This window comes from Agaribacter flavus (genome assembly GCF_042646125.1).
GTDB classification, from domain to species: domain Bacteria; phylum Pseudomonadota; class Gammaproteobacteria; order Enterobacterales; family Alteromonadaceae; genus Glaciecola; species Glaciecola flavus.
In genome coordinates this window covers 23515-42285 of the sequence record NZ_JBHRSW010000029.1, presented here as the reverse complement: position 1 = coordinate 42285, position 18771 = coordinate 23515, and the positions used below count along the sequence as shown (strand labels likewise).

At 44.4% G+C, this 18771-nt stretch carries 12 protein-coding genes; 3 read left to right on the top strand and 9 right to left on the bottom strand.

Features of this window, described 5'->3' with window-relative positions:
* Nucleotides 1-5 precede the first annotated feature (5 nt).
* Together coxB and lexA are read right to left on the bottom strand one after the other, a co-directional pair.
* Nucleotides 6-1142 (bottom strand): cytochrome c oxidase subunit II, encoded by a 1137-nt coding sequence (gene coxB / locus ACFOHL_RS13205; RefSeq protein ID WP_449189033.1) that lies wholly within the window; start codon nt 1140-1142, stop codon nt 6-8.
* A 258-nt stretch (nt 1143-1400) separates the two neighbouring features.
* Nucleotides 1401-2021 carry a transcriptional repressor LexA gene (lexA, locus tag ACFOHL_RS13200; RefSeq protein ID WP_376920704.1) on the bottom strand — a complete coding sequence of 207 codons (621 nt, stop codon included), beginning with the start codon at nt 2019-2021 and terminating at the stop codon, nt 1401-1403.
* 415 nt (nt 2022-2436) lie between these two features.
* Here lexA and plsB point away from each other — a divergent pair, with 415 nt between their 5' ends.
* Nucleotides 2437-4878 carry a glycerol-3-phosphate 1-O-acyltransferase PlsB gene (gene plsB, locus ACFOHL_RS13195; protein ID WP_376920703.1) on the top strand — a complete coding sequence of 814 codons (2442 nt, stop codon included), beginning with the start codon at nt 2437-2439 and terminating at the stop codon, nt 4876-4878.
* Between the two features lie 23 nt (nt 4879-4901).
* On the opposite strand, the gene ilvA is transcribed toward plsB, so the two are convergent.
* Both ilvA and ilvD read right to left on the bottom strand, forming a co-directional pair.
* Nucleotides 4902-6440: a threonine ammonia-lyase, biosynthetic gene (gene ilvA, locus ACFOHL_RS13190; protein ID WP_376920702.1), complete on the bottom strand. Its 1539-nt coding sequence runs from the start codon at nt 6438-6440 to the stop codon at nt 4902-4904.
* Nucleotides 6441-6444: 4 nt separating this feature from the next.
* Nucleotides 6445-8292 carry a dihydroxy-acid dehydratase gene (ilvD, locus tag ACFOHL_RS13185; RefSeq protein WP_376920701.1) on the bottom strand — a complete coding sequence of 616 codons (1848 nt, stop codon included), beginning with the start codon at nt 8290-8292 and terminating at the stop codon, nt 6445-6447.
* 420 nt (nt 8293-8712) lie between these two features.
* Between ilvD and ACFOHL_RS13180 the strand changes: the two genes are divergently transcribed.
* A complete protein-coding gene (locus ACFOHL_RS13180) occupies nt 8713-10239 on the top strand; it encodes a YifB family Mg chelatase-like AAA ATPase (protein WP_376920700.1) in 1527 nt (508 codons plus the stop codon).
* Here the strand turns inward: ACFOHL_RS13180 and ilvY are convergent.
* Nucleotides 10221-11084, bottom strand: a complete 864-nt coding sequence (ilvY, locus tag ACFOHL_RS13175; protein ID WP_376920699.1) for an HTH-type transcriptional activator IlvY — start codon at nt 11082-11084, stop codon at nt 10221-10223. The genes ACFOHL_RS13180 and ilvY overlap by 19 nt on opposite strands.
* Nucleotides 11085-11259: 175 nt before the next feature.
* Here ilvY and ilvC point away from each other — a divergent pair, with 175 nt between their 5' ends.
* Nucleotides 11260-12738 (top strand): ketol-acid reductoisomerase, encoded by a 1479-nt coding sequence (gene ilvC / locus ACFOHL_RS13170; protein WP_376920698.1) that lies wholly within the window; start codon nt 11260-11262, stop codon nt 12736-12738.
* A 42-nt stretch (nt 12739-12780) separates the two neighbouring features.
* Here ilvC and ACFOHL_RS13165 read toward each other — a convergent pair whose 3' ends face one another.
* The 4 genes from ACFOHL_RS13165 to proB all read right to left on the bottom strand — a co-directional run bounded on the left by ACFOHL_RS13165 (nt 12781) and on the right by proB (nt 18587).
* Nucleotides 12781-14031, bottom strand: coding sequence for a multidrug effflux MFS transporter (locus ACFOHL_RS13165; protein WP_376920697.1), 1251 nt, complete (start codon nt 14029-14031; stop codon nt 12781-12783).
* A gap of 45 nt (nt 14032-14076) precedes the next feature.
* Entirely contained in the window at nt 14077-16023 is a 1947-nt protein-coding gene (locus tag ACFOHL_RS13160) for an alpha/beta hydrolase family protein (RefSeq protein ID WP_376920696.1), read from the bottom strand.
* A gap of 101 nt (nt 16024-16124) precedes the next feature.
* Complete coding sequence (locus ACFOHL_RS13155; protein WP_376920695.1) at nt 16125-17375, bottom strand: glutamate-5-semialdehyde dehydrogenase; 1251 nt, start codon at nt 17373-17375, stop codon at nt 16125-16127.
* Nucleotides 17376-17462: 87 nt separating this feature from the next.
* Nucleotides 17463-18587, bottom strand: a complete 1125-nt coding sequence (gene proB, locus ACFOHL_RS13150) for a glutamate 5-kinase (RefSeq protein ID WP_376920694.1) — start codon at nt 18585-18587, stop codon at nt 17463-17465.
* Nucleotides 18588-18771 lie beyond the last annotated feature (184 nt).

Sequence of the window (18771 nt, the reverse complement as noted above, 5' to 3'; positions counted from 1 at the left end):
ATCCCCTACTCTCCTACCATGATGGCGTTCACGTCTTTTGCTTGCACCATGTCGCCAGTATTATTGTTCCATGCGTTTCTCGTATACGTCACAACAGCAGCAATCTCAGACATCGTCAGTTGCTTTGAAAATGATTGCATCGCGGTGCCGGCACGACCATTCACGATAATGTCGATGTGTGCTTGTTTGTCATTTAAGATGAGCGCTGACCCTTTTAGAGACGGGAATACACCGGGTAAACCTTCACCATTTGGCTGATGGCAAGCCGCGCAAACTGCATTGTAAGTTTGTTGACCTTGCTTCATGAGTTCGTCCATACTCATGTTCATGGCAAGTAAACGCTGCTCTTCTTCTTTGCGCTTAATAGCAATTTGTTCTTGTTCATTGATCCATTTGTAGTATTCAGCCGGTTCCTTCGCAATAACCACAACCGGCATAAAGCCATGGTCTTTCCCACACAGTTCTGCGCATTGTCCGCGATAGATACCAGGCTCATTCACTCTTGTCCAAGCCTCGTTGATAAATCCGGGATTAGCATCCTTCTTAACAGCAAAATCTGGTACCCACCAACTGTGGATGACATCATCAGACGTAATGAGAAAACGTACTTTTTGTCCGGTAGGGATAACCAATGGCCTGTCTACTTCCAGAAGATAGTTTTCGCCCTTGGTAAATTTATTCTCGATTTGTTCGCGTTGGGTAGCTAATACAGAGAAGAATTCCACTTCATTCTCCATGTATTTGTAATGCCACTTCCACTGCGAGCCTGTGACCAACACGGTCATATCAGGCTTAGTGGTATCTTCCATGTCCTGTAAAGTACTGGCTGCTGGAATCGCCATACCTACAAGGATTAAAAAGGGAACGATGGTCCATGCTATTTCTACTTTGACGTTTTCATGAAAATTGGCAGGTTTATGCCCCGTAGATTTACGATGTTTAAACATTGCAAAAAACATCACACCGAATACTGCAACGGCAATGACGACACAAATCCAAAACATCAACATATGTAAATTGTAGACTTGAGCACTGATGTCAGTCACACCGGAACGCAAGTTAAGGTCAGAACGTTCAGCTGCACTTTGCGCCACACTGAACCAAGATGCTATTAGTAGAGAGGAACCTACTAAAAATTTCAGCGACTTCACACTACTCTCCCTTCTGATTTGATCGATGCTTCGTTCCTCAGCACTTCAATTAGAAAAGGAACATGTAATTTTTGTTATCGACTTGTGAATTACTGTACAATCATTAATCAGTTTTAGAGTGGCGTCTAGTCATTTTTTATAAAAAATGAACAAGATGTTCGATCTTTATTGTTAACAGCTCATTTTTTAGACATTTGCAAATTAAAAAACCGCCTTGTTAGACGGTTTGTGTAAATTTATTGTAAAATTTTAAAAATCAACAGAATCTCTTATGATCCCCACTGCAAGACCTTCTATCGTAAAAAACTGTGTGGCCAAATCAACCTTTATCGGCGCAAATTCCTCGTTTTCAGCGTGGAGTAAAATTTGCGCACCTTTTCGCTCAAAACGTTTAACCGTAACGTCTTCATCTACTCGCGCGACGACAACTTGACCATTGCGCACCTCTTGGGTTTTGTGCACAGCAAGTAAATCACCATCCATAATGCCAATATCCTTCATACTCATCCCACTTACACGCAACAAAAAATCTGCCCCAGGATGAAACATTGCAGGATCTATTTTGTAATGTGATTCAACATGTTCTTGCGCCAAAATCGGTTCACCCGCCGCTACTTTACCAATAAGAGGAAGACCCTCTTCGGCTTCATCGTCTAGGGCGCAGTTCAGCTTGATACCCCGAGAAGTACCGGGCAGTATGTCGATTACGCCTTTTTTTGCTAGCGCCTTTAAGTGCTCTTCGGCAGCATTAGCCGAGCGAAAACCTAACTGTCTAGCAATTTCAGCTCGCGTAGGCGGCATGCCCGTTTCTATCATTGTACTCTTTATTAGGTCGAGTACTTCTTGTTGTCTTGGAGTTAGTGGACGCATAAACAGCCTGTTTTTCTATACAGTTATACACAAAGTATACGCAGGGTAGTAAAAAACGCAACTTTAAATCTTTGTTTTTACGCACAAATAATTAGAACATATACTATTTGCTGCAAATAGTGGCAAAAATACTACTTTGGGTAAGCACTTGTGTTCATGGTACTATTGCGTTCAGTTGGTCTTTGCTGAGCGTAAGTAACAAGCGGTATCTCCTCAATGCTTAGGGATGCAATACTTAAAGTCACCTTATACCCTTCCATGGGGCCTCCAAAAAGGCATCCATGCCTTTTTGGCTTTAAGTATTGCATCCCTAAGCATTGAGGAGACACCGCCCGATACTTGTGCTTTATATATCCAAAAGCAAAGAGCACTCTCCCAAACACGCGCAATGTAATTTTTTAAGGTTTAAATAACAATGAGTTCGATAAGAACAGCATTTCGGTGGATATTTTCAAAAACAATTGGATGGCTGGTATCGGTTAAAAGCGTGCCCGCGGATGTCGAATCAGAGTTAGGTATCGATACAAGAAAACCGATTCTTTTTTTACTGCAAACCGAGTCGTTTACCGATCAACTCGCGCTTGATAAGTCGACCAAAGCTTTGGGCTTACCCAGCCCACACGATATCATCGAAGTAGCCGGCACATTGCAAAAAAGGCGCTACTTTTTAGAGCGACCACAGAGCATATTAACGCGGAAAGTAGAAAAAACCGCTATCGAAGATATATTCACTGAATTGTTCCACATTCATCGCGTTAATCCCGATCTGGATCTTCAGGTGGTGCCTGTTTTCATTACTTGGGGTCGGTCGGCCGGAAAAGAAAACTCAGGTTTTGCCCAATTACTCGCGAGCAAGGCCTCCCCTAACTGGTTGCGAAAGGCCTTCATTGTGTTGTTTTTTGGCAGAGACAACTTTGTAAGTTATTCACCCGCTGTGTCAACTCGACAGCTAGCAGATCTGCATGGAAGTGACAAACAAATTGCGCAAAAGCTAGTGAGAGTCGCCCGCACCCACTTTCAACGCAAGCGACAAACCCTGAGTGGTCCCACTTTGCTAGAACGAGCCACTCTTTATAACTCGATACTGGGGTCGGAGGCAGTAAAAAATGCCTTACATGATGAAGTAAAGCAGCGAGGTATCAGTAGCGACAAAGCCAAGAAAACAGCCTTATCTTATATCGACGAAATCGCCGCGGACTATCGAGAAGGACTGATCCGTATGGGGGATCGGGTACTTACTCGCATTTGGAACAAGATTTATGATGGCATAGACGTGAGCCACGCCGAACGCGTAAGAGAGCTTGCGCAAAACGGGCACGAGATCATTTACGTTCCCTGCCATCGCAGCCACATGGATTACTTGCTACTCACCTATGTCATTTATCATGAAGGTTTAGTGACACCACATATAGCAGCGGGTATCAATCTTAACTTTTGGCCAGCAGGCCCTATTTTTCGTCGAGGCGGAGCCTTCTTTTTAAGGCGAAGTTTTGGTGGTAATAAACTTTATACGGCAGTATTTCGTGAATATCTTGAGCTCTTGTTTAACAAAGGCTATTCGGTTAAATATTTCCCCGAAGGCGGCCGCAGTCGCACTGGGCGTTTACTTCCACCTAAAACTGGTATGCTAGCGATGACCCTGCAAGCATTGACCAAAGGCGTAAACCGCCCTGTCTCGATTGTACCGGTGTACATCGGCTATGAGCATGTCATGGAAGTCAAAAGCTACATGAAAGAACTGCGTGGCAAAAACAAAAAGAAAGAATCCACTACGCAAGTGTTTTCCGCCATTCGCAAGTTAAAAAATTATGGGCATGGCTTTGTTAACTTTGGTGATCCAATACAAATTGGTCAATTTTTAGATGAAGCTGAGTCCGAATGGAGACAGCAACAGGATGCCAACGACAAAAAGCCAAAGTGGCTCACACCCGTTGTCAATAAATTAGCCGACAGTGTGATGACGCGCATTAATCGCGCTTCTGCCATCAATGGCACCGCTATTTTGGCGCTTAGCTTGTTAAGTTCCAAAACCCATGTGATGAGCAAAAAAGAACTGACACAGGCGATTGAAGATTACTTGGCGCTATTTTCTGCTGTGCCCTACAGCGATGATTCCACATTGCCAAAAGAAACGGCTCAGCAGCTTGTTGACCGCACACTGGCACTAAACAGATTTAAACAATATGATGATAAGTACGGGACGATGGTGTCGCCAAAAGAAAACGCAGCGGTATATCTCACCTTTTATCGCAATAACATCATCCACATGTTCAGTATTCCGAGTTTGGTTTTGGCGGCAGTTTTTAGTGCTCAGTACACCCAAAAATCACAAGTGCTAAGTTTGGTAGAAACACTGTTTCCCTTGCTTAAGAGAGAATTCTTCATGCACCACAGTTCACAAGAAGCGCTTGACTATGCCGAAGCACTACTCGACTATTTTGTTAAACATGCTTTTTTATTAGATAAGAACGGGCAACTGTCACCACCCGAAGCTACCAGCAAAAGATTTCATACTGCATGGCTACTCAGCAGAACCATGCAGGAAACTTGGCAACGCTACGCGGTGGTACTCAGAGTATTAGAAATAGAACAAACCATCGGGCGAGCACAGTTGGAGCGACAAAGCGTGACCGTGGCTGAGCGTCTATCCGCGCTATTTGGTTTACATTCGCCCGAGTTTTACGACAAAAATGTACTGTCTACTTTTGTCAATGCCTTGCGTGAAAATGAACTACTGCAGTGCCAAGAAGATGGAAGTCTGGCGTTTTCAGAGCAAAGCTTATCCCTGAAGAACGCACTAACACCATTGATTTGGCCGGAAGTCGTGCAACATTTGGAACAAATAGAGCGTGAATAGCTTATGAGGCCAAGTGGACTTTATTAACGTCCACTTGCCAAGAAAAACTCATAAGCGGGATCATCAGTATGCGACTGTGCATTAAAACCAATTGATTCAATGTGCGTTTGAAACGCCGCTTGTTGTTCTGGCGCTACTTCAAAGCCAATCAGCACAAGTCCACTCGCGGCTCCATGATTGCGGTAGTGAAACAGGGTAATATTCCAATCATGCCCAAGTGCATTCAAAAATTGCATTAATGCGCCTGGGTATTCAGGAAAAGAAAATGAATAAGCGACTTCTTCCGTGCGCTGTGACGGCCTTCCGCCGACCATGTGACGAACATGCAGTTTCGCCAACTCGTTGTTAGATAAATCGAAACAGTCGTAGCCGCTACCTTTTAGTCTATCCAACAAAGCTAAATATTCATCCCTACCCTGTTTTAACTTTACGCCGACGAATATATGAGCACTGCTATTGTGTGCTAAGCGGTAATTAAATTCGGTGATAACAATACCACCCAGCGCAGCGCAAAATGACTTGAAGGCGCCTTTTTCTTCTGGAATTTGCACCGCAAACACAGCTTCTTTTTGTTCGCCTAGTTCACAGCGCTCAGACACATAGCGCAAAGTATGGAAGTTAATGTTTGCTCCACACAATATTCCACCGAAGGTTTGCCCAGATACTTGCTTGTCTCGCACATATTTGCGCATTGCCGCGACAGACAAGGCCCCCGCAGGCTCAGCAATAACCCGTGTGTCATCAAAAATATCTTTGATGGCGGTACACAGCTCGTCGTTACTTACCGTCATCACCTCATCAACATATTGCCGACAGAGCTCAAAAGGCGTTTGCCCAATAGTCTTGACTGCCACTCCATCTGCGAATATGCCAACCTCGGGTAAAGTAACAGGCTGACCTTTCTCAAGTGCGGCCATAAGGCAGGCCGACTCTTCTGACTCAACAGCAACAATTTTAATGTTTGGGTTGATCTGTTTGACGTAAACAGCAATCCCAGCTGCCAACCCACCACCACCTACAGCAATGAAAAGTACATCGATGTCACTGTGCTGTGACAACATTTCTTTGCCGATTGTCCCCTGACCTGCAATGACATCTGGGTGATCAAAAGGTGGGATCATTGTCAGCTGCTGCTGGTCGCAAAGTGCTCTTGCATGATCGCTAGCTTGGTCAAAGCTAGTACCAAATTGTACAACTTTCGCGTACTCACCGCCAAAACGCTTTACCGCATCAACTTTGATATCGGGCGTGGTTTCTGGCATCACAATGGTAGCCTGAATGCCCATCGCTTTTGCCGCGTATGCGACCCCTTGCGCGTGATTTCCCGCTGAAGCAGTGATAACGCCGGCTTGTTTTTCAAGATCACTCAATTGTGCAATACAATTGTAAGCACCACGGAGTTTAAATGATTTAACCGGCTGCTGATCTTCGCGTTTTAAGTAAACCTGATTGTTTAATTCAGAAGACAAACGCGGCATGTTAACTAGATCAGACATCACCGCCGCCTCATACACAGGTGCCTGTAAAATCTTGACTAAATATTCGGTCTTAGAGTACGTCATCTCGCTAATACTTTATCTTTGATGGATCGCGAACAGCCCCTTTGTCTGCACTCGTTGCCATCATTGCGAAAACCTTTAGGGCAGTTGACACTTCTCTGACCCGCTCTTTCGGCTGATAGGGTTTATCGCTGGCCTCCATTGCAGCTTTACGCGCTGTAAACTCTTGTTCACTTATAGCCAAGTTGATGGTGCGATTGGGTATATCTATTTCGATTGGGTCACCATTTTCTACAAAGGCAATCCCCCCACCACTGGCGGCTTCAGGAGAGCAATGTCCAATTGACAAGCCGCTGGTACCACCTGAAAAGCGTCCATCAGTAATCAGCGCACAGGCCTTACCTAAGCCCTTCGACTTTAAATATGAAGTAGGGTAGAGCATTTCCTGCATTCCCGGACCACCTTTAGGCCCTTCATAGCGGATCACCACGACTTCACCGGCTTTGACATCGTCATTTAAGATCCCAGCGACGGCGTCATCTTGACTCTCATATACACGGGCGGCACCCGTAAATTTAAGGATGGATTCATCAACACCTGCGGTTTTAACAATACAGCCATCTTCTGCCAAATTTCCAAATAAAACCGCTAGGCCACCTTCTTGACTGTAGGCGTTTTCAATATCGCGAATACAGCCTTCTTTGCGATCGTCATCGACAGTAGGCCAACGACAACTTTGACTAAATGCTTTTGTGGTGCGAATACCCGCAGGGCCTGCTTTGTAAAACTCAATAGCCTTTGTGTTTTCGCTATTAGTGATATCCCACTCAGCAATCACTTCTTGTACCGACTTGCCCAAGACATGACTGTTATCGCCGTGCAACAAACCCGCTTTGTTTAGCTCATTCAAAATACCCAACACACCACCTGCCCGGTGTACATCTTCCATATGGTACTTGGGAGTAGAAGGCGCTACTTTGCACAAGTGTGGTACTTTGCGAGACAAGCGGTCAATGTCATTCATAGTGAAATCTATTTCTCCCTCAATCGCAGCGGCAAGTAAGTGAAGGATCGTATTAGTAGAGCCTCCCATGGCGATATCTAAGCTCATCGCATTTTCAAAAGCGTTGAAATTTGCAATATTTCGCGGCAAAGCTGACGCATCATCATCGCCATACCAACGCTTACATAAATCAACAATCACCTTGCCCGCTTGAATAAAGAGTTGTTCTCTTTCACTATGCGTCGCCAACGTAGAACCATTGCCCGGTAAGGACAAACCTAAAGCTTCAGTCAAACAGTTCATCGAATTGGCAGTAAACATACCTGAGCATGAACCGCAGGTCGGGCAGGCTGATCGCTCTATTTCTTCAGAGTCTTGATCGCTGACATTGGGATCCGCTGCCGCCACCATGGCGTCAACTAAATCCAACTTAATCACTTGATCGGATAAGGTTGTTTTACCCGCCTCCATTGGGCCTCCCGAGACAAAGATCACGGGGATGTTCAGACGCATTGCAGCCATGAGCATGCCGGGGGTAATTTTGTCACAGTTAGAGATACACACTATCGCGTCTGCACAGTGGGCATTGACCATATACTCCACTGCATCGGCAATGACTTCTCTCGAAGGTAAACTGTAGAGCATGCCACTGTGTCCCATAGCAATGCCATCATCAACCGCAATCGTATTAAATTCTTTAGCAACCGCACCGGCTTCTTCAATGCTTTTGGCCACGAGTTGACCCAAGTCTTTCAGGTGCACATGGCCTGGCACAAATTGCGTAAAAGAATTCGCAATGGCGATAATTGGTTTACCGAAATCATTGTCTTTCATTCCAGTCGCACGCCAAAGCGCGCGAGCACCGGCCATGTTTCGGCCATGAGTAGTCGTTGCTGAACGTAATTTAGGCATTGCTCGCTCCTGATTCTACCTTTCGTAGTTTAGTTTTGGGCTTTGCTTATTGACAAAAAAACCCTCCATTTTGGAGGGTTTTGTTTTTACTTACAAACACCCTTAAAAATGCCAGCTTAGCTTTACTGACCCTGTAAAGGATGCTCAAAAAATCATTTAAATATCGTCACAAGCGAAATGTGCCTGAAATCCCGCTAAAGTTCAAGTGATATCGAATAACTCTACTACACAAAGCTTATAAGGTGCAGGTGTGTTGTGGTTGGGAACAAGGCATTAAAAAATACTGAGTGCATACCACCAAAGTCTATGCTTGGACAGCATTCTAGTCTTCTAGCCAGTTGTTTGTAGTCGACAAAAAGATACAGTTTGTACATCCATTCAATTAGGTTCATCTTTTTATCGCAAAGGACGCAAATTCTTATGTCACTATCTGTTGTTCACACTCGAGCCAATTTAGGCATCGAAGCGCCATTGGTTACCATTGAAGTCCACCTATCAACAGGCTTACCTGGATTTCATTTAGTCGGTTTACCCGAAACCACGGTTAAAGAGAGCAGAGACCGTGTACGCAGTGCGATCATCAATTCAGGCTTTGAATTTCCAAGCAATCGCATCACCGTCAACATGGCACCCGCCGACCTGCCGAAAGGAGGAGGCCGTTTTGATTTAGCCATTGCCATTGGGATCTTAGTCGCTAGCGAACAAATCCCGTTAAAAGACACGAGTGAATTTGAGTTTGTCGGAGAACTCGCGCTTTCGGGCGAATTACGGGGCATTCAAGGCGCGTTGCCAATGGCTTGTGCGGTCAAAAAAAGCAATCGTTGTTTGATTCTGCCAAAAACAAACGCCAATGAAGCAGCGCTCGTCTCGAGTACAAAAGTCTTAGCCGCTCAGTCCCTTTGGGACGTATATCTTCATTTGACTGGCAAACAAACACTCCCCAACGCAGAAGCTAAGCTTACAAGTGATCACTCAACTCATGATATCGACCTAGCCGATATTGTTGAGCAACAAGCCGCCAAGCGCGCTCTAATTTTAGCAGCAGCGGGAGGACACAACATACTGCTATACGGCCCACCTGGCACGGGCAAAAGCATGCTAGCCAGCCGCCTAGTCACGATCATGCCTGCATTGCCTGAAGATGAAGCGCTCACTGTCGCCAGCATTAAGTCGATAGTAGGTGAAGAAGTGTCAACTGACAATTGGCAGACCCGCCCATACCGCACCCCACACCACTCAAGCTCGGCTTCTGCTATTGTCGGAGGGGGCAGTTACCCGATGCCAGGCGAAATCACCTTGGCACACAAAGGGATATTATTTTTGGACGAACTTCCCGAATTTGGTCGTCATGTCTTAGATGTGCTCAGAGAGCCATTGGAAACCGGCGAAATACACTTATCTCGCGCCAAACACAAAGTGACATACCCTGCTGATTTTCAACTAGTTGCGGCAATGAATCCAAGCCCTACCGGCGATCACACTGACCGACGAGCCAATGCCGATCAAATTCTTCGCTATCTAAATCGACTCTCTGGTCCGTTGCTAGACCGCATTGATATGCAAATTAATGTACCTAAAGTGGATATAAAAAAATCAATAAATGCGGCCTGCCAAACAAATGATGTAGAGCGATTGACGAGTAAGCAGGCTCGTCAAGGCGTACAAAAAGCAGTGGATATTCAACTAGCCCGTCAAGCTAAACTCAACGCCGCATTAAATACTCAAGAGCTCAAACTATACTGCCGTTTAGACGACACCTGCATGCAATTTTTAAGTAATGCTGCCGAAAAGCTTGGCTTATCGATGCGTAGTTTTCACCGCATCATAAAAGTAGCCCGAACCATTGCGGATATAGCAAATGTAAAGGACATTCAACAAAACCATATAGCCGAGGCCTTGTCATACCGCAGCTTTGACAAACTGCTACATCAGTTAGCAAATAACTGAGACATCGATCCAATCAGTGCCTCTCCTTTGCGCTCCCTCAAATAACACAAACCAAGGCGATACTCTTCGATACCTTCTACAGATAGGCTTTTTACTTTGTGCCTCACTGCTGAGTTTTCTAGCACGATTCTGGGCACAAATCCGACCCCTAAACCGAGTGATACCATGCTCACTATGGCCTCATTCCCCGATACTTGAGCATACACATTTGGACGTATATTCTGTTCTGCAAACCAGTGGTGAACGATACGCTTTGAGGGGCCAATAGCCGGCATAATGACCTTAGTGTTTTGCCAACGGATGTTTGTTAGCCGGTCTATGGGCATTTGTTTCGGGACAATTAATGTCAATGGCACGGTATCTATTTGCTGAAAATACACGTTACTTGGGAAATCAGGTGTATGGATAGCAATAGACAAATCCACTTGTCTCGACGCCACTTTTTCAACGGCTAGGGCATGGTCGCCAGTATCCAGCTTTATCTCAACTTGCGGGTATTGTGCCCTCAATCTGTCCAACATGGCGGGCAAATAGCTCTGGCTAGCGGTCACCGAGCAAAATAATGAAAGCTCACCGGTTAAGACATCTTCTTTTTTGTCCAATGTTTGACGTAAAAGCGCATACTCACTTAGCATATCGTCAGTAAATTTTAATAGGCTCTCTCCCGCTTTGGTCAACTTGACTTTGCGATTGTTCCGCACAAACAAGCTGGCGTTAAGCTCTTCTTCCAAACGAGTGATAACGCGCGACAGCGTCGGCGGAGACACAAACATGGCTTGTGCTGTTTTGGAGTAGTGCAGGCTGTTCGCCAAATGCTGGAATAATTTCAACGACTTAATATCCATATTTTACCCCTAGTAGTGTTTACACTTTAATGTTTCACGATATGAAACATTATATTGCATTTAATTCACTTTAAACAACACAAAGACAAAACTAAAATACGCTTAACTTGTCGTCACAGACATATTTTAATTTTTTGAAAACAAGCGTTTTGTTTTCTGGATGCTCGGAAAAATCATGGCAAATTACTTTAATAGCTTACCACTTCGCAAACAACTCGATCAGCTTGGTCGTTGTCGATTCATGCAACGTTCAGAGTTTGCAGAGGGTTGTGACGTATTGAAAGGAAAATCAATTGTTATAGTTGGGTGCGGCGCTCAAGGTCTTAACCAAGGCTTAAACATGCGCGACTCAGGCCTAAATGTGAGTTATGCATTACGCCAAGCTGCCATTGATGAAAAAAGAGACTCCTTCAAGCGCGCCACTGACAATGGTTTTACAGTGGGTACATATCAAGACCTTATCCCAGGTGCGGACTTGGTATACAACTTAACACCCGATAAGCAGCACGCCAGCGTGGTTGAAGCGGTCATGCCCTTAATGAAAACAGGCGCAACTTTAGGTTATTCTCACGGCTTCAACATTGTTGAAGAAGGTCAACAAATCCGCAGCGATATCACAGTTGTCATGTGCGCACCTAAGAGCCCTGGCTCAGAAGTACGAGAAGAGTACAAGCGTGGTTTTGGTGTGCCAACACTTATTGCTGTCCACCCTGAAAACGATCCACAAGGTCAAGGTATGGCAATTGCCAAAGCATTGGCCAGTGCAACAGGGGGTGACAGAGCAGGTGTTCTCGAAAGTTCATTTGTAGCGGAAGTTAAATCTGACCTAATGGGTGAGCAAACTATCCTGTGTGGTATGCAGCAAGCCGCAGCGATTGTTGGTTACGAAAAAATGGTCGAAGATGGTGTTGATCCAGCTTACGCGGCAGCACTTATTCAATACGGTTTAGAAGCGATTACTGAGGCACTCAAAATTGGTGGTGTAACGCATATGATGGATCGTCTATCTAACCCTGCTAAAGTAGCGGCTTACGAACTATCAGAAACACTGGTCGAAGTATTTCGTCCCTTATTCGAAAAACACCAAGATGACATCATCAGCGGTGAGTTTTCAAAAACCATGATGGAAGACTGGGCAAACGGCGATGCTAATTTGCTAAAATGGCGCGAAGAAACGGGGCAAACTGGGTTTGAAAATGCTCCGGTTTACGAAGGTAAAATTACTGATCAAGACTTCTTCGACAAAGGTATTTTCTTGGTTGCTTGCATCAAAGCTGGTGTTGAGCTCGCTTTCGACGTTATGGTCGAAGCAGGCATTTTACCTGAATCAGCATATTACGAGTCTCTGCACGAGACACCACTAATCTCAAACACAATTGCGCGTAAGCGTTTGTATGAGATGAACGTTGTGATCTCTGATACTGCTGAATACGGAAACTACTTATTTGCCAATGCGGCTGTGCCAATCTTAAAACACAAGATTTTACCAAGCATAACTAGTGAACACTTAGGTGGTGGTCTAAGCAACACATCCAATGGTGTAGATAATATGAAACTAGTACAAATCAATGAAGCTATTCGCAGCCATGGCGTTGAGTCTATCGGAAAAGAATTGCGTGGATATATGACGGATATGAAAGCCATTGTTTCATAGTCATAAATAAACGCTCGACAGTTCTGTCGTTAGGTGCTTTAACTAAGCTCCTTTTGCCCGGTCATTTTGGCCGGGCTTTTTTATTGCATAAGCCACACTCAAAAAAGTAATAGTGCTAAATACGGTAAAACCCACCCCAATCGGAACAAGTGAGTTTGAAACTTGCTGACTAATCAACACGCCAACTGAGGCGGCGATTATACTCGAAAAAGACCCAATAAAAGCGGCACCGACACCTGCAATATGACCCACTGGCTCCATTGCCATCGAATTTAAATTTCCAAACAAAATCCCAATAAAGAAGAAACCAATAAATAATGTAATCAGCAAAAGGACAAGAGGCGGTTTCCCCGCATAAACTATCGTGCAAACTAATAAAAATAATGAAAAGACAATGCACATTGTGGTTGCCCATTGAGCTAGCTTTTTCATTCCCAAGCGCATCACTAGTAAACTATTTACTAAGGAAGCAATGCCAATTGAAAATGCTAAGACAGCAAAGAGAACGGGGAAATAACTGCCTGTGTCATAAATGTGCTGAAAAATAGTTTGAGAGGCACTTAAATACCCGATAAAAGCGCCGAAGATTGTACCAAGACCGATTGTACTGCCCATTACTACAGGATGCTTGACCAACCAAATCAAGGAATGCCCAAACTGACGCCACTTAAAGCGCTGCCTGTCTTGGCGCTTTAGGGTTTCTCCCTGCCTAGCAAAAAACCAAATACCCGTTATCACGCCAAACAAAGCGAACAGTGTAAATAAGTGACGCCATCCAAAAAGTTGTATCACTACTTGACCAATCATTGGTGCCAGCATCGGGATCAATATGAACACCAGCATAATGAATGACATGACGCGCGCCATGGCATCACCTTTATAGAGATCTCTTATCAAGGCCATACTCGCGATTCTCGGCCCTGATACACCAAAGGCCTGAATTAAGCGCCCGAGAAGCAATACTTCTATCGATCGAGCAAAATAACAGATTGCCGTACCCAGTATGAAAATGACCAAACCCAACAATATTGTAAGACGCCTTCCTCGCGCATCAGCAAAAGGCCCAAAAAACAATTGCCCTGCAGCCATGCCGGCAAAAAATAATGACACAATAAGGTAATTTTGCTGAGCGCTAGCACTTTTTAAGTCATATCCAATGACATCTAAAGCAGGCAGCATGGCGTCAATACTCAAAGCAATCAAAGCAGTCATCAATGCCATGAGCACAATAAATTCAGCCATTGGCAGACGTTTTGCTTGAGAGCCCGTACTTATACTATCAACACCTTGCATGACTTAATCGAACCTACCTAGATTGCTAAAAAAAAATGAAATTACTTATGGTTTGGGTGTACCCAAATGCTCCGCTAAGAAACTATCTAATTCTTCAAAGAAGGCGGTACGATTTTCTTGAATAGACAAGTAGTGGTCGCCATTTTCAAATTCTACATACTTGAAGTCTTTATTTTGATCTTCAAGTTCGTCGACAAACACTCTCGACTGATTGACTCTCACAATAATATCTTCACTTCCATGCATAATCAGTAGAGGAATTTTTATCTTTTCAACGCCATGCAGGGGAGAACGACTTTTAAGATCTTTGCTTTTTTTACCAATCTGATTGTCAGCAACGACTGAACCACCTAAAAATCGTCGTTGTACTTTTCTCAGTTGCTTCAAATCAGATACGCCCGCAAAACTTACTGCACATGTAAATAAGTCCGGTGTTTTTACCGAAGCCATCATCGCTGCGTAACCACCGTAACTCGCGCCAAAAATACACATTTTATCTGGATCCGCAATACCGCCTTCAACTAACCATAGCGCTGCATCGCTCAGATCGTCCTGCATTTCTAAGCCCCAGCGCCCCATTTGCGCTTGGGCAAACTCGTAGCCATAGCCAGTTGACCCCCTAAAATTCGGCCGAAATACTGCATAACCTCTGTTCGTCATGTAGGATACCCACGGATCAAAGCCATCTACATCGCGCGCGCCTGGCCCACCATGAGGATGCAGCACTGTAGGATAGGGCGCTTCGCCAGTTAAAGGTAAGCTCAAATAACCTTCGATTTTAACACCGTCTCTCGCTTCGTAAGTCACGCGTTCGTGATGAGATAAAGGTACTTCGTACAACATCGGATATTTTTCGAGTATCGGTTGCAGAATTTTTTTATTCCTATCACCAAAATAATAGATAGGGGCTTTGTAATCCGCTTCTATCAACGCGATATATTGTTTTTCGTCGCTAGACATATCCGTCACATAAGCTTGGCTACCTTCAAAGATTTTTTCCAATCCACGGTTTAATTTGTAAGCACTTTCGTCAAAATAATGCCTGCCATACAGTGCATAGCGATCATATACGCCAATCACATCACGCGTTTTACGCGAATAAATCAAACCACCACTCACGTCTTTGTCGTCATAAGCATGCACTAATTCTGATTGCTTGGTATCAAGGCTTAATTTGTATATAGCACGATAATCGCCTCTATACGCTGAATAGTAGAGAATATTTGGGTCGAGGCCAAAACCAAGGACGTGTGTTGGCTTGTCTTCAAAGGTATTGAATTCAAATAACGCCTCAAAATCATCTTTTTTCCCGAAGCGGTGATAATATGTCGTATCTCCAGAATCGTAGTCGTATGCATAACCGACTCGAACAACATGTTGCTGATCCGTCGTCCAATCACGTATGCTCATCTTTGCACGCTCTACACGCTTTTTACGTCCTGTATTAATATTGACGCGAAAGACTGAAGGCATGGCATGAACGTCTCTGTCCACCGCCATTAATATGTGATCTTTGTCGTCGGGTAAAAAATCGATAACATTGTCTTGAAACTGACTGACAAAGTCTTGTTGGTTAAAACCCGAAGATGGTTTCAGCAGGTACTTTGTTTTAGGCTCTTTTGCACTCACATCGATACTAAATAATCGAGTTTGGTAATACCGTTGCAGTCTTTGTTTTGTCTCATATTTTGCACTAACCAAGAGCACATCATCATTTGCCCACTCAAACCAATTAATTTTTACTTCCACGTTGTCTGATTGAAGCAGCAACTTGCGTTTTTGGTTTTCAAGGTTAAAGGTGGTCAATACTGACAATTTTTGGGGTGCTTGATAATTTTCTACATACGCAATGCGTTTGCCTGTTTGTGAAATAGAGACCTGCTGATACTTCGGCAGGTTACTGAATGCTTCGAGCGGTATCTCTTCAGCATAAAGGCTGTGGCAGGTAAACAGTGCGAAGGTGAAAAGAATAATCGTTTTTGCGTTTTTCATTATTTTGTCCTTAATCATAGAGAGATTTACTCACTCTAGTCCTTAAAAAATCCCATGCGCCTGACTCACTCCTGATAAGGCAGGTGAGTCAGGATACAGTCTTATGTGCGGATGTGACCGTCGCCATATACGACAAATTTTTCAGTAGTCAGTTGCTGTGCGCCCATCGGACCATATGCGTGCAGCTTTGATGTAGAAATACCGATTTCGGCACCAAGCCCCAGCTGGCCACCATCAGAAAAGCGTGACGACGCGTTCAGCATTATAACTGATGAGTTGACCTCTCGCATAAACCGTTGCGCATTGCCCAAGTTCTCCGTCACAATCACTTCGGTATGTCCACTGCCATAACGTTGAATATGCGTCACCGCAGAATCGAAATCATCAACCACTTTCACCGCAATTTCCAATGCAAGGTATTCTGCCTCCCAATCAGCTTCAGTCGCAGGGCTTGCGCCATCAAAATAGGAGATACTGCGCTCACATGCATGGACTTTGACTTTTTTCTGACTAAACAAGCTAGCGATTTTTGGCATGGCTTGCTCGACAATTTCTGCATGCACAAGCAAGGTTTCTAAGGCATTACACACACCTGTACGCTGTGTTTTTCCGTTCTCCAATATGGGAAGGGCTTTGTCCAAGTCTGCATCTTTGTCGACAAACAGGTGGCATACACCTTTAAAATGTTGGATAACCGGTATCTGGCTATTTTCAGACACATACTTGATTAGGCCTTCACCTCCACGAGGTATGATGAGATCAATGCTATCACTTAAGGTAAGCATTGACTGCATGACTTCACGATCAGGTACGGGAATCACCGTTGCTATCGCTGCAGGTAAACCCTGCTTTTCAAGCGCAGAATGCAACACAGCAGCCAGCGCCTGATTTGAAGCTTGTGCTTCTTTACCGCCACGCAGAATAACGGCATTCCCTGCTTTTAAGCAAAGCGCGGCGGCATCAATTGTTACGTTCGGTCGAGATTCGTATATCATCGCCACCACGCCAAGTGGAATACGCATTTTTCCTACTTGGATACCACTTGGAAGTGGTTGAATAGAATTGATGCTACCCAATACTTCAGGTTGATGTGCGATTTCTTCGACGGCTTTTGCAATGGCTTCCACACCGGCTTCGTCAAGTGCCAAGCGGTCAATCATGGCCTCACTCAAGCCGTTTTCTTTTGCATTGGCTAAATCGATTTTATTTGCATCAATGATGCTATCTACACATGATCTCAATCCCTTGGCGATAGCCAATAACAAGCTAAGGCGTGCGGCCTGTGTTAGATTAGCAATGGCGTTTTTTGCTGCTTTTGCTTCAGCTGCAGCAAGCTTAATATCGAATGTCATAACTAGTAGACTCTCAAGCGCTCCTATTAATTGGTATACAAACCAGAAGAATCCAAAAGCTGTGCGCAGTGCAAATAGCTGATGATCTCATTTAAAGTGCGTTAGCTTATCCGGCGCAATCAACACAAAATTGTCCCGATGAATCACAACTTCAGGTGCATTATACGCCAATATTCTGGAAACATGGTGGCTTTTTACACCAGCAATTTGTTGAATTTCTGCCGACGAAAAATCGCTGATACCTTTACCTATTACCGTACCTTGGTGCGTCACTAGTACGGCATCTTCCTGTGAAAACATACCTTTAACCGCGACAATACCTGCTGGTAATAAGGACGCACCACGCTCCGTCATGGCGATATACGCCCCATGATCAATCACGATCTCCCCTTGTGGGTGTGATGTGTGGGCAATCCACTCGTGTTTGGCTCTGTTTCCTTGATCCTCTGGCAAAAACAAGGTTCCAGGGCAATGTCCGTTTAGTAAGCGCTCAAAGGTATTGGCGTCATTGCCACGCACTAACAGTGTTTGAATGCCTGAATACGTTGCTCTCTTCGCTGCTTGAATTTTTGTCACCATGCCGCCCGTGCCAACATCACTGCCAGCACCTCCCGCTAAATTCATGATGTTTTCGTCAATATGTTCAACAATAGGAATTAAGGTTGCATTGCTGTCTTTTCGCGGATTGCCTGTATACAAACCGTCAACATCAGTGCAAATAAGCAGGCAATCAACTTGCAACGCGATAGCAGTATGCGCGGCTAAATTGTCGTTGTCTCCTACTTTAGAGTGATCCACGGTTACCGTGTCATTTTCGTTTACAATCGGCAAGATACCATTGTCCAACAGTTCTCGGATGGTGTTTTTAATGTTGACGTAGCGAGCGCGATCATTCAAATCGTCAACTGTCAGTAATATTTGTGCACATTGAAAATCAAACAAGCCTGACCACAGAGCCATCATTTTCGTTTGCCCTACCGCAGCCATTGCCGCTTTTTCACTTGTGCTTACCTTTATACCTGTCTTGATGCTCCCTCTCGCGGCCGCAATACTGCCCGATGACACCAAGATGACATCCTTATTCTGCTTCCTGCTTTCTGTAATAAAATTAGCGACATGTTTAATATATTGCGTACTACACCCTTTGCCATCTGGCGAAACCAAGGCGCTTCCAATCTTAATAACAGCCGTTTGCCACGTAAATTCAGCCATGCTCACTTTTATCTTAGAGTTTATCGTGCTTAGGATAGCGATAATAAAGTGATTCTCAAGAAACGAATACTAATAACGTATAAAAATGCCAATTTTCTTTAGGGTAAGATTATGCGATGCAGGACTTGGTCGACTAAAACTTTCTTTGCTATGACAATTACTTTCCTTTGCTATATTATAAATG